The sequence below is a fragment of the Bradyrhizobium sp. Leo170 genome, from assembly GCF_004296405.1.
Classification (GTDB): domain Bacteria; phylum Pseudomonadota; class Alphaproteobacteria; order Rhizobiales; family Xanthobacteraceae; genus Bradyrhizobium.
Genome location: NZ_PSRR01000199.1, coordinates 1 through 15,812, shown reverse-complemented (window position 1 = coordinate 15,812; position 15,812 = coordinate 1). Strand labels below are relative to the sequence as shown.

The following is a 15,812-nucleotide window of genomic DNA, read 5'->3' as shown; positions in this document are numbered from 1 at the left end:
CGCAGCGGCCGGCGGCTTGTCCTAAGCCAGCACCGGGGGCTTTTCGGCGGCCGGTTTCTCGGGCGCGGCTGGAGCGGGTGTCGTTGCCGCGACTGGGGCCACGACCGGGGCGGGGGCCGAGGCAGGCTGCGCTGCCGGCTCTTGCACCCACGCTGGATATGGCGAGGGGGCGGGCTGTGGCGCGGCCGCCGTGCTCTGCTTTGTGATCGCGCCGGTAACCGAATCCAGTCCTTGCTCAAGCACGGTGACGCGGGCGTAGAGCCGGTCGCGGTCGGAGTTGAGCGTCTCGATCGCGGACGCAAGCCGCCGCGCTTCGTTCTGGCTCTCCTTCGTGAGCATCTGGATCTGCTGCGTCTGCCGCGCCACCTCGGCGCCGGCAACCTGGTCGCGCCGCCACCCGAGCGAGGACTGGTTGGCGAGGACCGCGAGCGTGACCGCGCCGACCGCGGCAAAACCCCAGGAGCCGAGGCGCCACAGCGTGCGGCGGTCGAATTCGTCTTCCTCGGCAAGCAGGCCTGTGAACAAACCGCCGGTGCTTTCCGCGCCGAGATCGCCTGCCAGATTGTCAGGATCTTTGGCCAAAACCCCTTTGGCCCTCCTCAAGGCCCGCCGAATCACGCCGCAAAGATTAACAGGAAATGCGCGGGGAACCTGAATCCGGGCTGTCACGGGAGGCGGATAGGTTTCTTCTACCGGGGAAACCAATTAAGACGGCTTGGCGCGATCGGCGCACGGTATTTGAGGGCTCTTGATGACTGCTCGATCCAGCCTGACGGTGGTGCTCGCGGCCGGCGAGGGCACGCGGATGCGATCCTCGCTGCCGAAGGTCCTGCATCCCGTCGCCGGCCAGTCGCTGCTGTCCCATGTGTTGCGTGCCGCGCCGAATGGCGAAGGCGCTTCGCTGGCGGTGGTGGTCGGGCCGGACCATGAAGCGGTCGCGGATGAAACGCGGCGGATCCGTTCTGATGCCAGCACCTTCGTGCAGCGCGAGCGGCTCGGCACCGCCCATGCGGTGCTGGCGGCGCGCGAGGCGATCGCTGATGGAGCCGACGATCTCCTGATCGCCTTTGGCGACACGCCGCTGATCTCGGCGGAAACCTTCGAGCGACTGCGTGCGCCGCTGAAGAATGGCGCCGCGCTCGCGGTCCTCGGCTTCCGCGCCGCCGATCCCACCGGCTACGGACGGCTGGTGGTCGAGAACGGCAAGCTCGTTGCGATCCGCGAACAGGCCGACGCCAGCGCCGAGGAGCGCAAGATCACGCTGTGCAATGCCGGCGTGATGGCGTTCGACGGGCGCAAGGCGCTCGGCATCCTCGATGAGATCGGCAATGCCAACGCCAAGGGCGAATATTACCTGACCGATGCCGTCGCCATCGTGCGCAGGCAAGGATTGGAGGCCGTCGTGATCGAGACCAGCGAAGACGAAGTGCGCGGCATCAACACCAAGGCGCAGCTTGCGGAAGCCGAAGCGGTGCTGCAGGCGCGATTGCGCAAGGCGGCGATGGAAGCCGGCGTGACGCTGATCGCGCCGGAGACCGTCTATCTCGCCGCCGACACCAAATTCGGCCGTGACGTCACCATCGAGCCCTTCGTGGTGATCGGCCCCGGCGTGACCATCGGCGACGGCGCGGTGATCCACTCCTTCTCGCATATCGTCGAGGCCACGATCGGCAAGAAGGTCTCGATCGGTCCTTATGCGCGGCTGCGGCCCGGCACCTCGCTCGGCGACGGCTCGCGGATCGGCAATTTCGTGGAGACCAAGGCCGCAATCCTGGAGGAGGGCGTCAAGGTCAACCATCTCTCCTATGTCGGCGACGCCCATGTCGGCGCCAATTCCAATCTCGGTGCCGGCACCATCACCTGCAATTATGACGGCTTCCTCAAGCACAAGACTCTGATCGGCAAGGGCGCCTTCATCGGCACCAATTCCTCGCTGGTCGCGCCCGTGAAGATCGGCGCCGGCGCCTATATCGGCTCGGGCTCCGTCATCACCAGGGACGTGCCCGACGATGCGATGGCTGTCGAACGCAGCCCGCAATCCGTCCGCGAAGGCGGCGCCGCGCGCTATCGCGAGATCAAGATGAAAGCGAAGGCCGCGAAGGGAAGCTGACGCCGTAGTCAGTAGGATGGGTAGAGCGCAGCGAAACCCATCGCGATGGAGCAAGCCGCGCGAGTGATGGGTTTCGCTGCGCTCCACCCATCCTTACGATGTCGTCCCGTCCTTCGTCAGGACGACGCTGTCATTCCGGGGCGCGCGTAGCGCGAGCCCGGAATCCATTTCTCCGCTTGCGCCTGTGGCCTGATGGATTCCGGGCTCGTCCTTCGGACGCCCCGGAATGACGGCGGCGAACGGGAGGGGCAGGTTGGATATGTCCTTAACTCACCCGTTAATCTTCCCTTTAACACTGTCTCAATCCGCAATAATTATTGAGTTTGTTGGTGCCCGCGTTTCCCGTTAAGGGAGCGTGTCGTCGGTTTGGCAAATTTTCGGCGATTTGGGGATTTTGATCCGCATGTGCGGCATTATCGGCATTCTCGGACGGACACCGGTTGCGGAGCAACTGGTCGATTCGCTCAAGCGACTCGAATACCGCGGCTACGATTCCGCTGGCGTCGCCACGTTGGAGGGCGACCATCTGGTGCGGCGGCGCGCGGAAGGAAAATTGAAGAACCTGGAAGCGCGGTTGCGCGCCGAGCCGCTCGATGGCCACACCGGCATCGGGCATACGCGCTGGGCGACGCATGGCCGGCCGACCGAGGGCAATGCGCATCCGCATGCGACGGACAATGTCGCTGTCGTCCACAACGGCATCATCGAGAATTTTCGCGAATTGCGCCAGGAACTCGAGAAGCAGGGCGCGAAATTCTCCAGCGAAACCGACACCGAGGTCGTCGCCCATCTCGTCAACTCCTACCTCCTGAAGGGCTGTTCGCCGCAGGAGGCGGTGAAGGCGTCGCTGCCGCAGCTCCGCGGCGCGTTCGCGCTGGCGTTCCTGTTCAACGGCCACAATGACCTCCTGATCGGTGCCCGCAAGGGCTCGCCGCTCGCGGTCGGGCATGGCGACGGCGAAATGTATCTGGGATCGGACGCGATCGCGCTGGCGCCGTTTACCGATACGATCAGCTATCTCGAGGACGGCGACTGGGTGGTGCTGTCACGTGAAGTCGGCGTGATCTATGACGAGCACGGCGCGGTCGCCAACCGCGAGGTGCTGAAGTCAGGCGCATCGGCGTTCCTGGTCGACAAGGCGAACTACCGCCACTTCATGGCCAAGGAGATCCACGAGCAGCCGGAAGTGGTCGGCCACACGCTGGCCCGCTATATCGACATGGCGACCGAGCGGGTCACATTGCCGGTCAAGCTGCCCTTCGATTTCAAAGATATCCAGCGCGTCTCGATCACCGCCTGCGGCACCGCGAATTATGCTGGCTATGTCGGGAAATATTGGCTGGAGCGGTTCTCGCGTCTGCCGGTCGAGATCGATATCGCGTCCGAATTCCGCTACCGCGAGGCGCCTTTGCGGAAAGGCGATCTTGCGATCTTCATCTCGCAATCCGGCGAGACTGCCGACACGCTGGCCGCGTTGCGTTACGCGAAAGAGCAGGGCGCGCATACGGTTTCGGTGGTGAACGTGCCGACCTCGACGATCGCGCGCGAGAGCGAGACCGTGTTGCAGACGCTGGCCGGCCCCGAGATCGGCGTCGCCTCAACCAAGGCCTTCACCTGCCAGCTCATGGTGCTGGCATCGCTCGCGGTCGCCGCCGGCAAGGCGCGCGGCGAACTGTCTGACGCGGACGAGGCCAGGCTCGTGCACGGCCTCGTCGAGGTTCCCCGATTGATCGCGGCGGCGCTCACCACGGAGCCGCAGATCGAGAAGCTCGCGCGCGAGATCTCCAAGTCGCGCGATGTGCTCTATCTCGGACGCGGCACCAGCTATCCGCTCGCGCTCGAGGGCGCGCTGAAGCTGAAGGAAATCTCCTACATCCACGCCGAGGGCTATGCCGCTGGCGAGCTCAAGCACGGGCCGATCGCGCTGATCGACGAGAACATGCCGGTCGTGGTGATCGCGCCTTTCGACAAGGTGTTCGAGAAGACCGTCTCCAACATGCAGGAAGTGGCAGCCCGCGGCGGCAACATCATCCTGATGACCGACGCCAAGGGGGCGGCGGAGGCGACCGTCGATTCCCTGGTCACGATCGTGCTACCGGACATGGCGGCCGCCTTTACGCCGATAGTCTATGCCGTTCCGGTGCAACTCCTCGCCTATCATACCGCTGTCGTCATGGGCACGGACGTCGACCAGCCCCGCAATCTCGCGAAGTCAGTCACGGTCGAATAGCCGCAACCGCCCGGATTACGTTGGCCCTTCAAAAACCTGCTAGGATGGCTTAGCTGGGAGATTCTGGCTGCGCCTTGCGACCTGGAACCATAATGAACCCCGAGAATCCGTCTCCGATCCCGCCCCCGGAACACCCCTCGCCAGACGGCCCGCGCGGCCTGATGGCCCGCTTTCGAAACTATTTCCTGACCGGGCTGATCGTCACGGGACCGGTGGCGATCACCCTCTATCTCACCTGGTGGTTCGTGACCTGGGTCGACGGCCTGGTCCGACCGTTTGTGCCTTCGGCCTATCGTCCTGAAACCTACCTGCCATTCGGCGTGCCCGGTTCCGGACTGGTCGTCGCGGTGATCGCGCTGACGCTGCTCGGCTTCCTCACCGCGAACCTGATCGGGCGGACGCTGGTCGATCTCGGCGAGCGGCTGCTCGGGCGGATTCCGGCGGTGCGCGCGATCTATCGCGGCCTCAAGCAGGTGTTCGAGACGCTGTTCTCGGGCAACGGATCCAGCTTCCGCCGCGTCGGCCTGGTCGAATTTCCCTCGCCGGGCATGTGGTCGATCGTCCTGATCTCGCAGTCGCCGAGCGCGAACATCGCCGCGAGCCTGCCGGGCGAGGAGGAGCACATCTCGGTGTTCCTGCCATGCTCGCCGAACCCGACCACCGGATTTTTCTTCTACGTGCCGAAGAGCAAGATCATCGAGGTCGAGCTGAGCGCCGAGGACGCCGCGACATTGATCATGTCCGCCGGCGTCGTGCAGCCGGGCAACGGCGATGCAAAGCGCATGGCCGCGCTCGCCGGTGTGGCCAACGCCGCCCGCATCGCCAACTCCGCCTCCGCGCTGCAGCCGAAGCCCGCGCCTGCGAAGGTAGAATAATCTCGCAGCGATTGCTGTCACTTGATCGTCACGCTGCAGCGGATTCGCCGTGTTAGCCTGTGACAGGAACTGCTTGCTGCGCAGGGGAGCGCGAGCCATTCCGGTGTCAACCGGATACCGCCTGTTCGGCGGCCCGGATTGCACCGACAATTTATTCTTGAAAGCCCGGGTTTTCTTGCCGGGCGTCGGGTGCGATCTCGATGCAGGATTGTGGATGGCGTTTTGCCTGTCGCTCATTGCGGACGATGCTGGTTGTTCTCGCCGGGGTGATGTTGCTGCTCGCCTCGATGGCGATCCGGACCGCAAGCGCTGATGATATGAAGCGAAAGACCGGCGACGCCTTCTTCAAGGGCCACCGTCTCGTGACCTTCATCAACGACATGACGCGTCAGGCGACCATCGAGCTCGACGACCGCGAGATCCTTGCGAAGGAGGACGTTGCCGAGATCGGCAAGATCAACACCTACGACCTCGATGGTTCGGTGCTTTACATGCTCCACCTCAAGACGAGATCGGGATGCGGCTCCAATGTCATCGTCCACGCGATGTTGACCGGCGATTCCGGCAAGAACCAGATCCTGTCCGACTTCGCCGCATGCAACGACCTGGTCGAGATTCAGTTGACGACGCGCAAGGGATGGGCGCTCTGGGCTGCCGTTGCCTATCGCAACGACCGGCCGACCGCACGGATTGCATACGTTATCGCGAACAAGCTCGAAAGCCAGGAGATCAAGGCGCCGTCCTGCCTGTTCACGCGCGTCGATCAGTTGAACTGCCTGCAGTCGCTGGTGGCGGAGGCGTTCGGTTCGGGCGAGCTCGGACTGCCGACCGGTTCCGGCTCGGCCGCCGATCACAAGGTCGAAACCTTCCACAACAAGCAGACCGGCAAGGCGACGCTGAAGCTCGACAATCGCGTCTTCCGCACCTTCGACAATGCCAAGGATTTCTTTCTCGCCTCGGTCGAAGGCGGCAACGAGCTCGGACTGTTCGTGCTCTTCCTCAGGCCTGCGACGGGATGCGCGACACGGCCGCTGCTGTTCCTTGCGGACCGCAAGGGTGAGCCGAGCATCACCATGGACTACGCGCTCGGCGCCGATCGCATGGCCAGCCTGACGAGCACCAAGGGCGCGCAGGTCCAGTGGATGGGGCTTGCGTTCAAGGCTGGTGAGCCGCGCGGCTATATCGCCTCGGTGCTCGACCGCAAGCTTACGACGCGCACCACTATGCTTCCGGCCTGTATGCTGGAGGCGGACAAGATGAATGACAATCGTTGCGTGAGCGAGGCGCTCGGCAAGTCTGGTCCCCAATCATCCGAACCGCCACAGCTGCGGGTGATCCCGATGCCGCTGCCGGGCGCCGCCCGCAAGCCACCGCCGCGCACGCAAGGAATCTAACGCCGTGTTTTGAAGGTGAGGCGAACTCGCGTTTGCCGCCGGATCGTTCTACAAATACGGTCTCTCGGAACTCTCGAGGACCTCTCATGTCCAATACGATCGCGATCCTTGCGCCGGGTGCCATGGGCAGCGCAGTGGCGCAGCGCTTGGCCGAACATGGCGCCCGCGTCCTGACCTCGCTACACGGCCGGAGCGAAGCGAGTGCCAAGCGCGCAGCGGCCAGCGGCATGGTGGCGGCCGCCGACGCCGATATCGCCGCAGCCGATATCATCCTCTCCATCGTTCCGCCGGGGGAAGCGATTGCGCTGGCCGAGCAGTTGGCCGCCAGTATCGTGAAATTCCGAACGAGACCTGTCGTCGTCGATTGCAATGCCGTCAATGTCGAGACGGTGCAGAAGGTTGGCGAAATCATCGCTGCTTCCGGCGCGCGCTTCGTCGATGGCGCGGTCATCGGCTTGCCGCCGAAACCAGGCTCAGTCGGACCAGCATTCTATGTCTCGGGCGAGCATGCGCAGGACCTCGCCGTGCTCAAGCAGTTCGGCCTCGACTTGCGCATCGTCGAAGGGCCGGTCGGCGCGGCTTCCGCGCTCAAGATGTCCTATGCCGGCATCAACAAGGGGCTGACGGCGGTCGGCGCCGCCATGGTGCTGGCGGCCACGCGCGCGGGCGCCGCCACTGCCTTGCGCGACGAACTGGCGCTGAGCCAGCCGCAAATCCTGGCGCGGCTTGGCGTCGCGCTGCCGGACATGGTGCCAAAGGCGTATCGCTGGGTCGCCGAGATGCGCGAGATCGCGGCTTTCCTCGGCCCGGATCATCCAGCCAATCTCGTCTATGAGGGATTCGCCAGGCTGTTCGAGCATATCGCGGCCGATGCCAACGGCGAGGGTACGGACGTTGCGAAGCTCCGAGCGTTTGCCGAGAGCTGCAACGTGAAGAAGGCGTAAGGCGCCACCACCGTCATTGCGAGGAGCGAAGCGACGAAGCAATCCATTGCCTCCGCACGTGCGGTGACGGTGGATTGCTTCGCTGCGCTCGCAATGAGGGAGACTAAGTTCTGCGGTTCGGCTTGCCACAAACACCGTCGTTGCGAGCAGCGATAGCGACGAAGCAATCCATTCTCTCCGAGTTTGCGATGGCAATGGATTGATTCGCTGCTCGCAATGACGAATTAGCCCGCGCCGATCAGCGGGATCGCTTCGTCGCGTTCGAATAGATAGAGCAGGCAGCGCAAGGCTTCGCCGCGCTCGCCTTTCAGCTTTGGATTATCTTTCATGATGCGCAGTGCTTCGTCGCGGGCCTGTGCGATGAGCTGGCCGTGCACCTCGGGCCGCGCGATGCGGTAGCCGGGCAGGCCGCTCTGGCGGATGCCGAGCACGTCGCCTTCGCCGCGCAGCTTCAGGTCTTCCTCGGCGATGCGGAAGCCGTCGGTGGTTTCGCGGATCACTTTCAGCCGCGCTTTTGCGATCTCCCCGAGCGGCTCCTGGTAGAGCAGCAGGCAGGCTGACGCTTCCGAGCCGCGCCCGATCCGGCCGCGCAGTTGATGCAATTGCGCAAGCCCAAAACGTTCGGCGTTCTCGATCACCATGATAGTCGCCGCCGGCACGTCGACGCCGACCTCGACCACGGTGGTGGCGACCAGGAGCGTGATCTCATGCGCGGCGAACTGCGCCATCACGGCGTCCTTTTCCGCGCCTTTCATCTGGCCATGGACGAGGCCGACACCGTCGCCGAAACGCTTCTGCAGGCTCTCGAACCGCTTGGTCGCGTTGGTCAGGTGTTCGGTGCCTTCGGCCTCGGATTCATCTACCAGCGGGCAGATCCAGTAGACCAGCTTGCCTGCCTTCAGCGCGCGGCCGACGGCGTCGATCACGTCGCTGATGCGGCTTGCCGGCACCGCGCGGGTATCGATTGGCTGGCGACCGGCCGGTTTCTCGCGCAATTCGGAGATGTCCATGTCGCCGAAATAAGTGAGCACCAGCGTGCGCGGGATCGGCGTGGCGCTCAGCACCAGCACGTCGACGGCTTCGCCTTTCGATGTCAGCGCCAGCCGCTCGCGCACGCCGAAGCGATGCTGCTCATCGACGATCGCAAGCGCCAGCGACTTGAAGATCACGTCGTCCTGGATCAGCGCATGCGTGCCGACCAAAAGATCGATCTCGCCGGCCTCGAGCCGGGCCAGCAGCTCGCGTCGCTCCTTGCCCTTCTCGCGGCCGGTGAGGATCGCGACACGAAGGCCGGCGCGTTCGGCGAGCGGGGCGATGGTCTTGATGTGCTGGCGCGCCAGGATTTCGGTCGGCGCCATCAGCGCGGCCTGCTTGCCGACCTCGGCGACGGCCGCGGCCGCAAGCAGCGCCACCACCGTCTTGCCGGAGCCGACGTCGCCCTGCAGCAGGCGCAGCATGCGCACCGGCTGGCGCAGATCTTCCGCGATCGCCGCCATTGCGGAGCGCTGCGAAGCAGTCAGTGCATAAGGCAGCGCGTCGATGATCTTGTTGCGCAGATGGCCGTCGCCGGCATTGCGGTCGCCAGCGGGGCGGCGGAGCTGGGTGCGGATCAGCGCCAGCGCCAATTGCCCGGCGAGCAGCTCGTCGAAGGCAAGGCGGGACCAGAACGGGCCGTCAGGCAGGATGTCGGTGAGCTCGACCGGGACATGGACACGTTGCAGCGCTTCCGCGATCGGCGGAAAGCTGCAGCGGCGCAGCACCTCGGGGCTGATCCACTCCGGCAATGAGGGGAGTTTCTGCAACGCCTGCGCGATGGCGCGGCGGAGCGAGCCGAGCGCGAGCCCCTCGGTCAGCGGATAGACCGGATCGATGCCGGAGAGTTTTGCAAAGCCTTCTTCGTCGACGACGCGGTCGGGATGCACGATCTGGGGGATGCCGTCGTACATCTGCAAGGTGCCGGAGACATAGCGCTTGGCGCCGACGGGAAGCAGCTTTTCGACATAGCCCGGCTGGGCGCGGAAGAAGGTGAGCACCACATCGCCGGTGTCGTCGCTGGCATAGACGAGATAGGGAGCGCGCGAGTTGCGCGGCGGGGCCGGGCGATGGCGGTCGATCGTGACCTCGAGCGTCACCACCGTGCCCGGAACCGCGTCGCGGATCTTCGGCCGCGCGCGGCGGTCGATCACGCTTGCGGGCAGATGCAGCAACAGATCGACCAGCCGCGGCGTCTCGCTGCGGTCGAGCAGATAGCGGAGCAGCTTGTCCTGCTTCGGTCCGACGCCTGACAGGCTCGTGACCGGCGCAAACAGGGGATTGAGCAGAGCAGGGCGCATGGCAGCATCCGTCATCAGCCGGCCGCGTTCCGTCAAGCCCGGCGATGACGCAACAGTTGATAAATCGGGGAACAAGAAGGGCTGACATTGGTCTCCTCAGCCGCTATATCAGCCCCGCCCGGCACGTCCGGGCTTTTGGCGTTTGGATGGATTTTGGCGACATGACGGGAACGACACGGTCGAGCGACGGTCTCGACAACCGCCGCAAGCGGCTATTGTTTCGCTGCTGGCATCGTGGCACCCGCGAGATGGACCTCGTCCTCGGCCGCTTCGCGGACGCCGAAATCGGCAATCTCTCGGACACTGAGCTGTCCGAACTGGAGCACCTGCTCGAGGTGCCCGATCCCGATCTCTATGCTGCGCTGATCGGCGACAGGCCGCTTGAAGGGGCAGGCGCGCTGTTTGCCCGCATCAAGGCGTTTCGCGCGGTGGAACAGGACGTATGAAGCCACAAGCCAAATCACCCGCCGCACTGCTGGCCCCCGGGCGCGCGGTGACCTTTGCCAATGTCGCCGAGGGTGCCGAGGGGCTGGTTATCGCCGATCTGGCGCGCGCGATCGCGGCGAAGCCGAAGCGTCCGGCCGTCAGCCTTGCCGTGGTGTGCCGCGACGGGCCGCGGATGCAGCAGCTCGCCCGCGCCCTGGAATTCTTCGCGCCCGATCTTGGCGTGATGCAGTTCCCGGCCTGGGACTGCCAGCCCTATGACCGCGTCTCGCCGCATGGTGGCGTCCTGGCGCAGCGCCTGACCACGCTGGCGCGATTGTCGCGGCTCGCCGGCAGCGACAATCCGCTGATCGTGCTGACCACCGTGAACGCCATCGTGCAGCGAGTGCCGGCGCGCGAGGTGGTGGCGGCGCAGGCGCTGTCGGTCGCGCCGGGCAATGTCGTACCGATGGACTCGATCGTCGCCTGGCTCGAACACAACGGCTATACGCGGTCCTCCACCGTGCGGGAGCCCGGCGAATATGCCGTGCGCGGCGGCATCCTCGATCTGTTTCCGGCCGGGCTCGACCAGCCGGTGCGGTTCGACTTCTTCGGCGATTCGCTGGAGTCGATCCGCAGCTTCGATGCCGAGACGCAGCGTACGCTCCTGGACATGCGCGGGCTCGATCTCGTTCCGGTCTCGGAATTCCAGCTCACCACGGAGACCATCCGCCGCTTCCGCATGGGCTATGTCGCCGCTTTCGGCGCACCGGAGCGCGACGATGCGCTTTATGAAGCCGTCACCGAGGGGCGTCGCCATCCCGGCATGGAGCACTGGCTGCCGCTGTTCCAGGAGCGGATGGACACGCTGCTCGACTATCTCGACGGCGCGCCTGTTGCGATCGAGCCGCAGGGCGAGGACGCCGCGCGCGAGCGTTTCAAGCAGATTGTCGATTACTATGACGCGCGGCGTGAGGCGATGGAGCATCCCGGTGGCGGCGCGATCTACAAGCCCTTGCCGCCGGACCAGCTCTATCTGACCGAGGCGGAATGGACGCAGCGCCTGAACGACGGCGCGCTGGCGCGGCTGACGCCGTTCGCTGTCCCTGAGGGCAGCACGGAGGTGTTCGACGCCGGCGCGCGGCAGGGCCGCAACTTCGCGCCGGAACGCGCCGACACGTCCGTCAACGTGTTCCAGGCCGTCGCCGCCCACGTGCAGGCCCTGCAGGCGCAGCGCAAGAAAGTGGTGATCGCGTTGTGGAGCGAGGGCTCGCGCGACCGCATGGGCTCGATGCTGCAGGACCACAAGCTCCACAATGTCACCAACGTCAACACCTGGCGCATGGTGCAGGCGACGCCGCGTAACGAGGCGATGCTCGCCGTGCTCGGCATGGAAAGCGGCTTCGAGACTGACGACGTCGCCGTCATCAGCGAGCAGGACATCCTGGGCGACCGCCTGGTGCGGCCGCGCAAGGCGCATCGCAAGCTCGACAATTTCATCTCGGAGGTCACGAGTCTCGCGGCCGGCGATCTCGTCGTCCATGTCGAGCACGGCATCGGCCGCTTCGTCGGCCTGCAGACGCTGGAGGTCGGGGGCGCACCGCATGACTGTCTCGAATTGCATTATGCGGCGGAGACAAAACTGTTCCTGCCGGTCGAGAATATCGAGCTGCTGTCGCGTTACGGCTCCGACGGCGCCAATGTCGAACTCGATCGCCTCGGCGGCATCGGCTGGCAGGCGCGCAAAGCGAAGCTCAAAAACCGCATCCGCGAGATTGCGGGCGAGCTGATCAAGATCGCGGCCGAGCGCATGCTGCACGAAGCGCCGAAGATGCCGGTGCAGCCGCATGTCTATGACGAGTTCTGCGCGCGCTTCCCCTATGACGAGACCGAGGACCAGCTTGGCGCGATCAACTCGACGCTGAAGGACCTCGAGAGCGGCCATCCGATGGACCGGCTGATCTGCGGCGACGTCGGCTTCGGCAAGACCGAAGTGGCGCTGCGCGCAGCGTTTGCGGTCGCGCTCGACGGCAAGCAGGTTGCGGTCGTGGTGCCGACCACGCTCTTGGCGCGCCAGCACAGCAAGACCTTTGCCGAGCGCTTCCGTGGCTTCCCGGTCAATGTCGCGCAGGCCTCGCGGCTGATCGCAGCGAAGGAATTGACGCAGGTCAAGAAGGGGCTCACCGATGGCAGCGTCGATGTCGTCGTCGGCACCCATGCGCTGCTCGGCAAATCAATCAAGTTCAAGGATCTCGGCCTGCTCATCGTCGACGAGGAGCAGCATTTCGGCGTTGGCCACAAGGAGCGGCTGAAACAGTTGCGGGCCCAGGTGCATGTGCTGACGCTGTCCGCGACGCCGATCCCGCGCACGCTTCAGCTTGCGCTGACCGGCGTGCGCGAGCTCTCGATCATTGCCTCGCCCCCGGTCGACCGGCTCGCGGTGCGCACCTTCGTCGCGCCGCATGATCCCTTGATGATCCGCGAGGCGCTCTTGCGCGAGCGCTATCGCGGCGGGCAGGCGTTCTATGTGGTGCCGCGCATCGAGGATCTCGCTGGTGTGAAAGACTTCCTCGACAAGAACGTGCCGGAGATGAAGGTCGCGGTGGCGCACGGCCAGATGCCGCCGACCGTGATCGAGGACATCATGTCCGCGTTCTACGACGGCAAGTACGACATCCTGCTATCGACCACGATCGTGGAATCCGGGCTCGATATCCCCAACGCCAACACGCTGATCGTGCACCGTGCCGACATGTTCGGTCTCGCCCAGCTCTACCAGCTCCGCGGCCGGGTCGGGCGCTCGAAGCTGCGCGCCTACGCGCTGTTCACGCTGCCGGCGCAGCAGAAGATCACGCCGCAGGCCGAGCGGCGGCTGAAGGTGCTGCAGTCGCTGGAAACGCTGGGCGCGGGCTTCCAGCTCGCCTCCCACGACCTCGACATCCGCGGCGCCGGCAATCTTCTGGGCGAGGAGCAGTCCGGTCACATCAAGGAAGTCGGCTTCGAGCTCTATCAATCGATGCTGGAGGAGGCGATCGTCAATCTCAAGGCCGGCGTGGCCGAGCCTGCCGCCGACCGCTGGTCGCCGCAGATCACGATCGGCATGCCCGTGCTTATTCCGGAGGATTACGTCAACGATCTTTCGGTGCGGCTGTCGCTGTACCGGCGGCTCGCCGATCTCGACAGCGAGGAGGAGATCGACAATTTCGCAGCCGAGATGCGCGACCGCTTTGGCGTGCTGCCGGACGAGGTGCGCTATTTGTTCAAGGTCGCCACCATCAAGGCCTATTGCCGCACAGCCAATGTCGAGAAGGTCGATGCCGGTCCGAAGGGCGCGGTGATCGCGTTCCGCGATAATGCCTTTGCCCAGCCCGACCGCCTGGTCGCCTTCATCCGCCAGCATGGCCAGGCCGCGAAGGTGCGGCCCGACATGAAGGTCGTGTTCTTCCAGGAATGGAAGACTCCGGAAGAACGGCTTGCAGGGACAACGGAAATCCTGCGGCAACTTGCCAATCTCGCCGAGAACAAGAAGGCGGCGTAAGCTTGCCTTCCTGTTCTGGGATGCCGGTCGCGCACGCGCTGCCGATCCCGATGTTTTGAGACAATGGCGCGCTGTTAATATTACTGCTTAACTACCAGTTAAGTATGCGTTGGCGGCACGAAAGCGCATGGCCTAGCGTGCGCCGAGTGCGGCTCCGTAACCGGCGAGTTGGTGCGTACCATGAGCAATCGAGTCTGTGGCGCGTTGATCGCGTCTGTTGGCGCAGCAGCGCTTCTGTTCGCTGCGAATGATGCATCCGCAAGGTCAGGAGGGGCGGCGCGCGGAGGGGTTGCTTCGGCACCGTCGGTTGCACGTGGGCACGTCGGCCCATCGTTCCGGCCGCACCGGAGAGGCTTTGTCGGCGGCTTCTGGCCGGGCACAGCCGGCTATTTCGATGCGCCAGCGGCGAGCGAAGGCTTCGCCGGCATTCCGCAATCGCAATCGGTCTCGGGCGACTTCCGCAACACTTACACCTATGACGTCCCCTGGGATTGGGCCCATCGCTATCCGCCGATGGTCGTACCTTCCGATCGACCCTATGTGTCGAGCTGTCCCTCCGAGAGCGTGACCGTCCCCGGCCGTGGCGGCGGAGAGCAGACCGTCAACATCACGCGCTGCTACTGACGAAGAAGCTCACGGCTGCGCCTGGCCACCCCACGCGTCGAGATCGAGCTTCCAGAGCGGCGGCAGATCGGCGAAAGGCGGTGTGGTGTGGGCGATGACGATGGCCGCACGGCGGCTGTCCGAGTCGATCTTGCTGTTGATCGCCTTGACGTGCGCCTTGATCGCATCGACGCCGATATCGAGGATGCTGGCGATCTCATCGTTCGTCTTGCCCAGCGCAATCCACGACGCCACCTCGATCTGGCGCGGCGTGAGCGCGGGGAAGGCCAGCCGCAGCCGATCGGCCGGAGTGAGCTTGGCGAGAGTGCGCTCCTGAGCCTGCCGATAGCTTCGTAGAATGTGCGGACGGAACGCTTCGAGACGGTCGCGATCCAAATCGCTGAAGGGCGGGCGATCCAACACACGATGGCCGACGATCGTGACCACATAGTCGGCATGCTGCAGCACGATCGCCATCATGCGACGGGCGCCTGACGGCAGGAACGCTTCCCTAGCCATCGGGAGTTCGACGTACTCTTCATCGGTGAAAAAATCCGACTCGCGCAGCGCACGCTCGCCGTAGAAGGCGGGATCATATTGCCAGAACGGATGCGAGTGCCGGTGACGGACAAAGGCCTGCATCGCGCGCGCACGCTTTTCAGGATCGTCTTCGACCGAAACCAACGCGCGAAAATCCTGACTCGCGTGATGGAACTCGGAGAAGCTCACAACTTCCGCGTCGATCAGTCTGCCGATGCTCGTGAACAGCAGGCGGGGTAGTGCGTGAAGATCGGGTTCCGACTCGTAAAGATGGATGATCTCGGCGTCGAGATTATTGTCCCTGTTGTCCATGGGATTCTGCGTTGCAGTTTCTGGTTGAGATTGAATCTATTTTGCGCGCAGTTTGCAGCAATCGGGAACCCGATCTGTTGCAGCAAAGCCTCGCTCGTTTTCCTTATCGCTCACAGCGACGCCTGTATACCCCTTCGGGTAGTGGTCAGATCGTGGTTCATCTAAGACTGTTCGCAACGCATCCGCGTGCGTCACAGATTGATGTGATCAGAAATCGTGCGGGTGGTTTCGCGACAACAGAGACGTGCGCGGAAAATTGGTAGTGGGTCGTGGGGGCTGCAATGACGTGGAAATGTTCGGACCGCCAGTCGCGGGGCCACGATTGTCATCGCCGGCACGTTCGGCGCGTCATGCGCGTCGGTTCCACCGCTTTTTGTGTGGTTGTCGGCTTCACCATGGCGGCGTGGGCTGACGGAGGTCAGGGCGGCGCCGGGTTCGGCTGGACCCCTGGGGGTGGCGGCGCTGGTTACACCGGGAATCCGGGCGATAGCGTACGTGCTGATTCGCGCG

The 15,812-nt window shown here is 64.6% G+C and carries 10 protein-coding genes and 1 pseudogene; 8 read left to right on the top strand and 3 right to left on the bottom strand.

The features are described 5' to 3' along the window. Positions 1-39: 39 nt before the first annotated feature. A pseudogene (locus tag CWO89_RS27710) lies at positions 40-582 on the bottom strand (hypothetical protein); the annotation flags it as partial. Positions 583-751: 169 nt separating this feature from the next. On the opposite strand from CWO89_RS27710, the gene glmU reads away from it, so the two are divergent. From glmU to CWO89_RS27685, 5 genes are all read left to right on the top strand, one after another. Then, entirely contained in the window at positions 752-2,110 is a 1,359-nt protein-coding gene (gene glmU / locus CWO89_RS27705; protein WP_130581784.1) for a bifunctional UDP-N-acetylglucosamine diphosphorylase/glucosamine-1-phosphate N-acetyltransferase GlmU, read from the top strand. Positions 2,111-2,513: 403 nt separating this feature from the next. Further along, complete coding sequence (glmS, locus tag CWO89_RS27700; protein ID WP_130581783.1) at positions 2,514-4,340, top strand: glutamine--fructose-6-phosphate transaminase (isomerizing); 1,827 nt, start codon at positions 2,514-2,516, stop codon at positions 4,338-4,340. Positions 4,341-4,432: 92 nt separating this feature from the next. After that, the gene (locus tag CWO89_RS27695) at positions 4,433-5,215 is read left to right on the top strand and encodes a DUF502 domain-containing protein (protein WP_130581782.1); all 783 of its coding nucleotides are present in this window, start codon (positions 4,433-4,435) and stop codon (positions 5,213-5,215) included. Positions 5,216-5,460: 245 nt separating this feature from the next. Further along, a complete protein-coding gene (locus CWO89_RS27690; RefSeq protein ID WP_130581781.1) occupies positions 5,461-6,609 on the top strand; it encodes a hypothetical protein in 1,149 nt (382 codons plus the stop codon). 86 nt (positions 6,610-6,695) lie between these two features. Continuing rightward, on the top strand, positions 6,696-7,553 hold the full coding sequence (locus CWO89_RS27685) for an NAD(P)-dependent oxidoreductase (RefSeq protein ID WP_130581780.1): 858 nt from the start codon (positions 6,696-6,698) through the stop codon (positions 7,551-7,553). A gap of 224 nt (positions 7,554-7,777) precedes the next feature. On the opposite strand, the gene recG is transcribed toward CWO89_RS27685, so the two are convergent. Further along, a complete protein-coding gene (gene recG, locus CWO89_RS27680) occupies positions 7,778-9,886 on the bottom strand; it encodes an ATP-dependent DNA helicase RecG (RefSeq protein ID WP_130581779.1) in 2,109 nt (702 codons plus the stop codon). Between the two features lie 161 nt (positions 9,887-10,047). On the opposite strand from recG, the gene CWO89_RS27675 reads away from it, so the two are divergent. The 3 genes from CWO89_RS27675 to CWO89_RS27665 all read left to right on the top strand — a co-directional run bounded on the left by CWO89_RS27675 (position 10,048) and on the right by CWO89_RS27665 (position 14,471). Then, positions 10,048-10,332: an FAD assembly factor SdhE gene (locus CWO89_RS27675; RefSeq protein WP_130581778.1), complete on the top strand. Its 285-nt coding sequence runs from the start codon at positions 10,048-10,050 to the stop codon at positions 10,330-10,332. Continuing rightward, complete coding sequence (mfd, locus tag CWO89_RS27670; protein ID WP_130581777.1) at positions 10,329-13,847, top strand: transcription-repair coupling factor; 3,519 nt, start codon at positions 10,329-10,331, stop codon at positions 13,845-13,847. The genes CWO89_RS27675 and mfd overlap by 4 nt, the downstream gene beginning before the upstream one ends. A gap of 180 nt (positions 13,848-14,027) precedes the next feature. Then, positions 14,028-14,471, top strand: a complete 444-nt coding sequence (locus tag CWO89_RS27665; RefSeq protein ID WP_130581776.1) for a hypothetical protein — start codon at positions 14,028-14,030, stop codon at positions 14,469-14,471. A 9-nt stretch (positions 14,472-14,480) separates the two neighbouring features. Here CWO89_RS27665 and CWO89_RS27660 read toward each other — a convergent pair whose 3' ends face one another. Beyond that, the gene (locus CWO89_RS27660; protein ID WP_130581775.1) at positions 14,481-15,302 is read right to left on the bottom strand and encodes a helix-turn-helix transcriptional regulator; all 822 of its coding nucleotides are present in this window, start codon (positions 15,300-15,302) and stop codon (positions 14,481-14,483) included. Positions 15,303-15,812 lie beyond the last annotated feature (510 nt).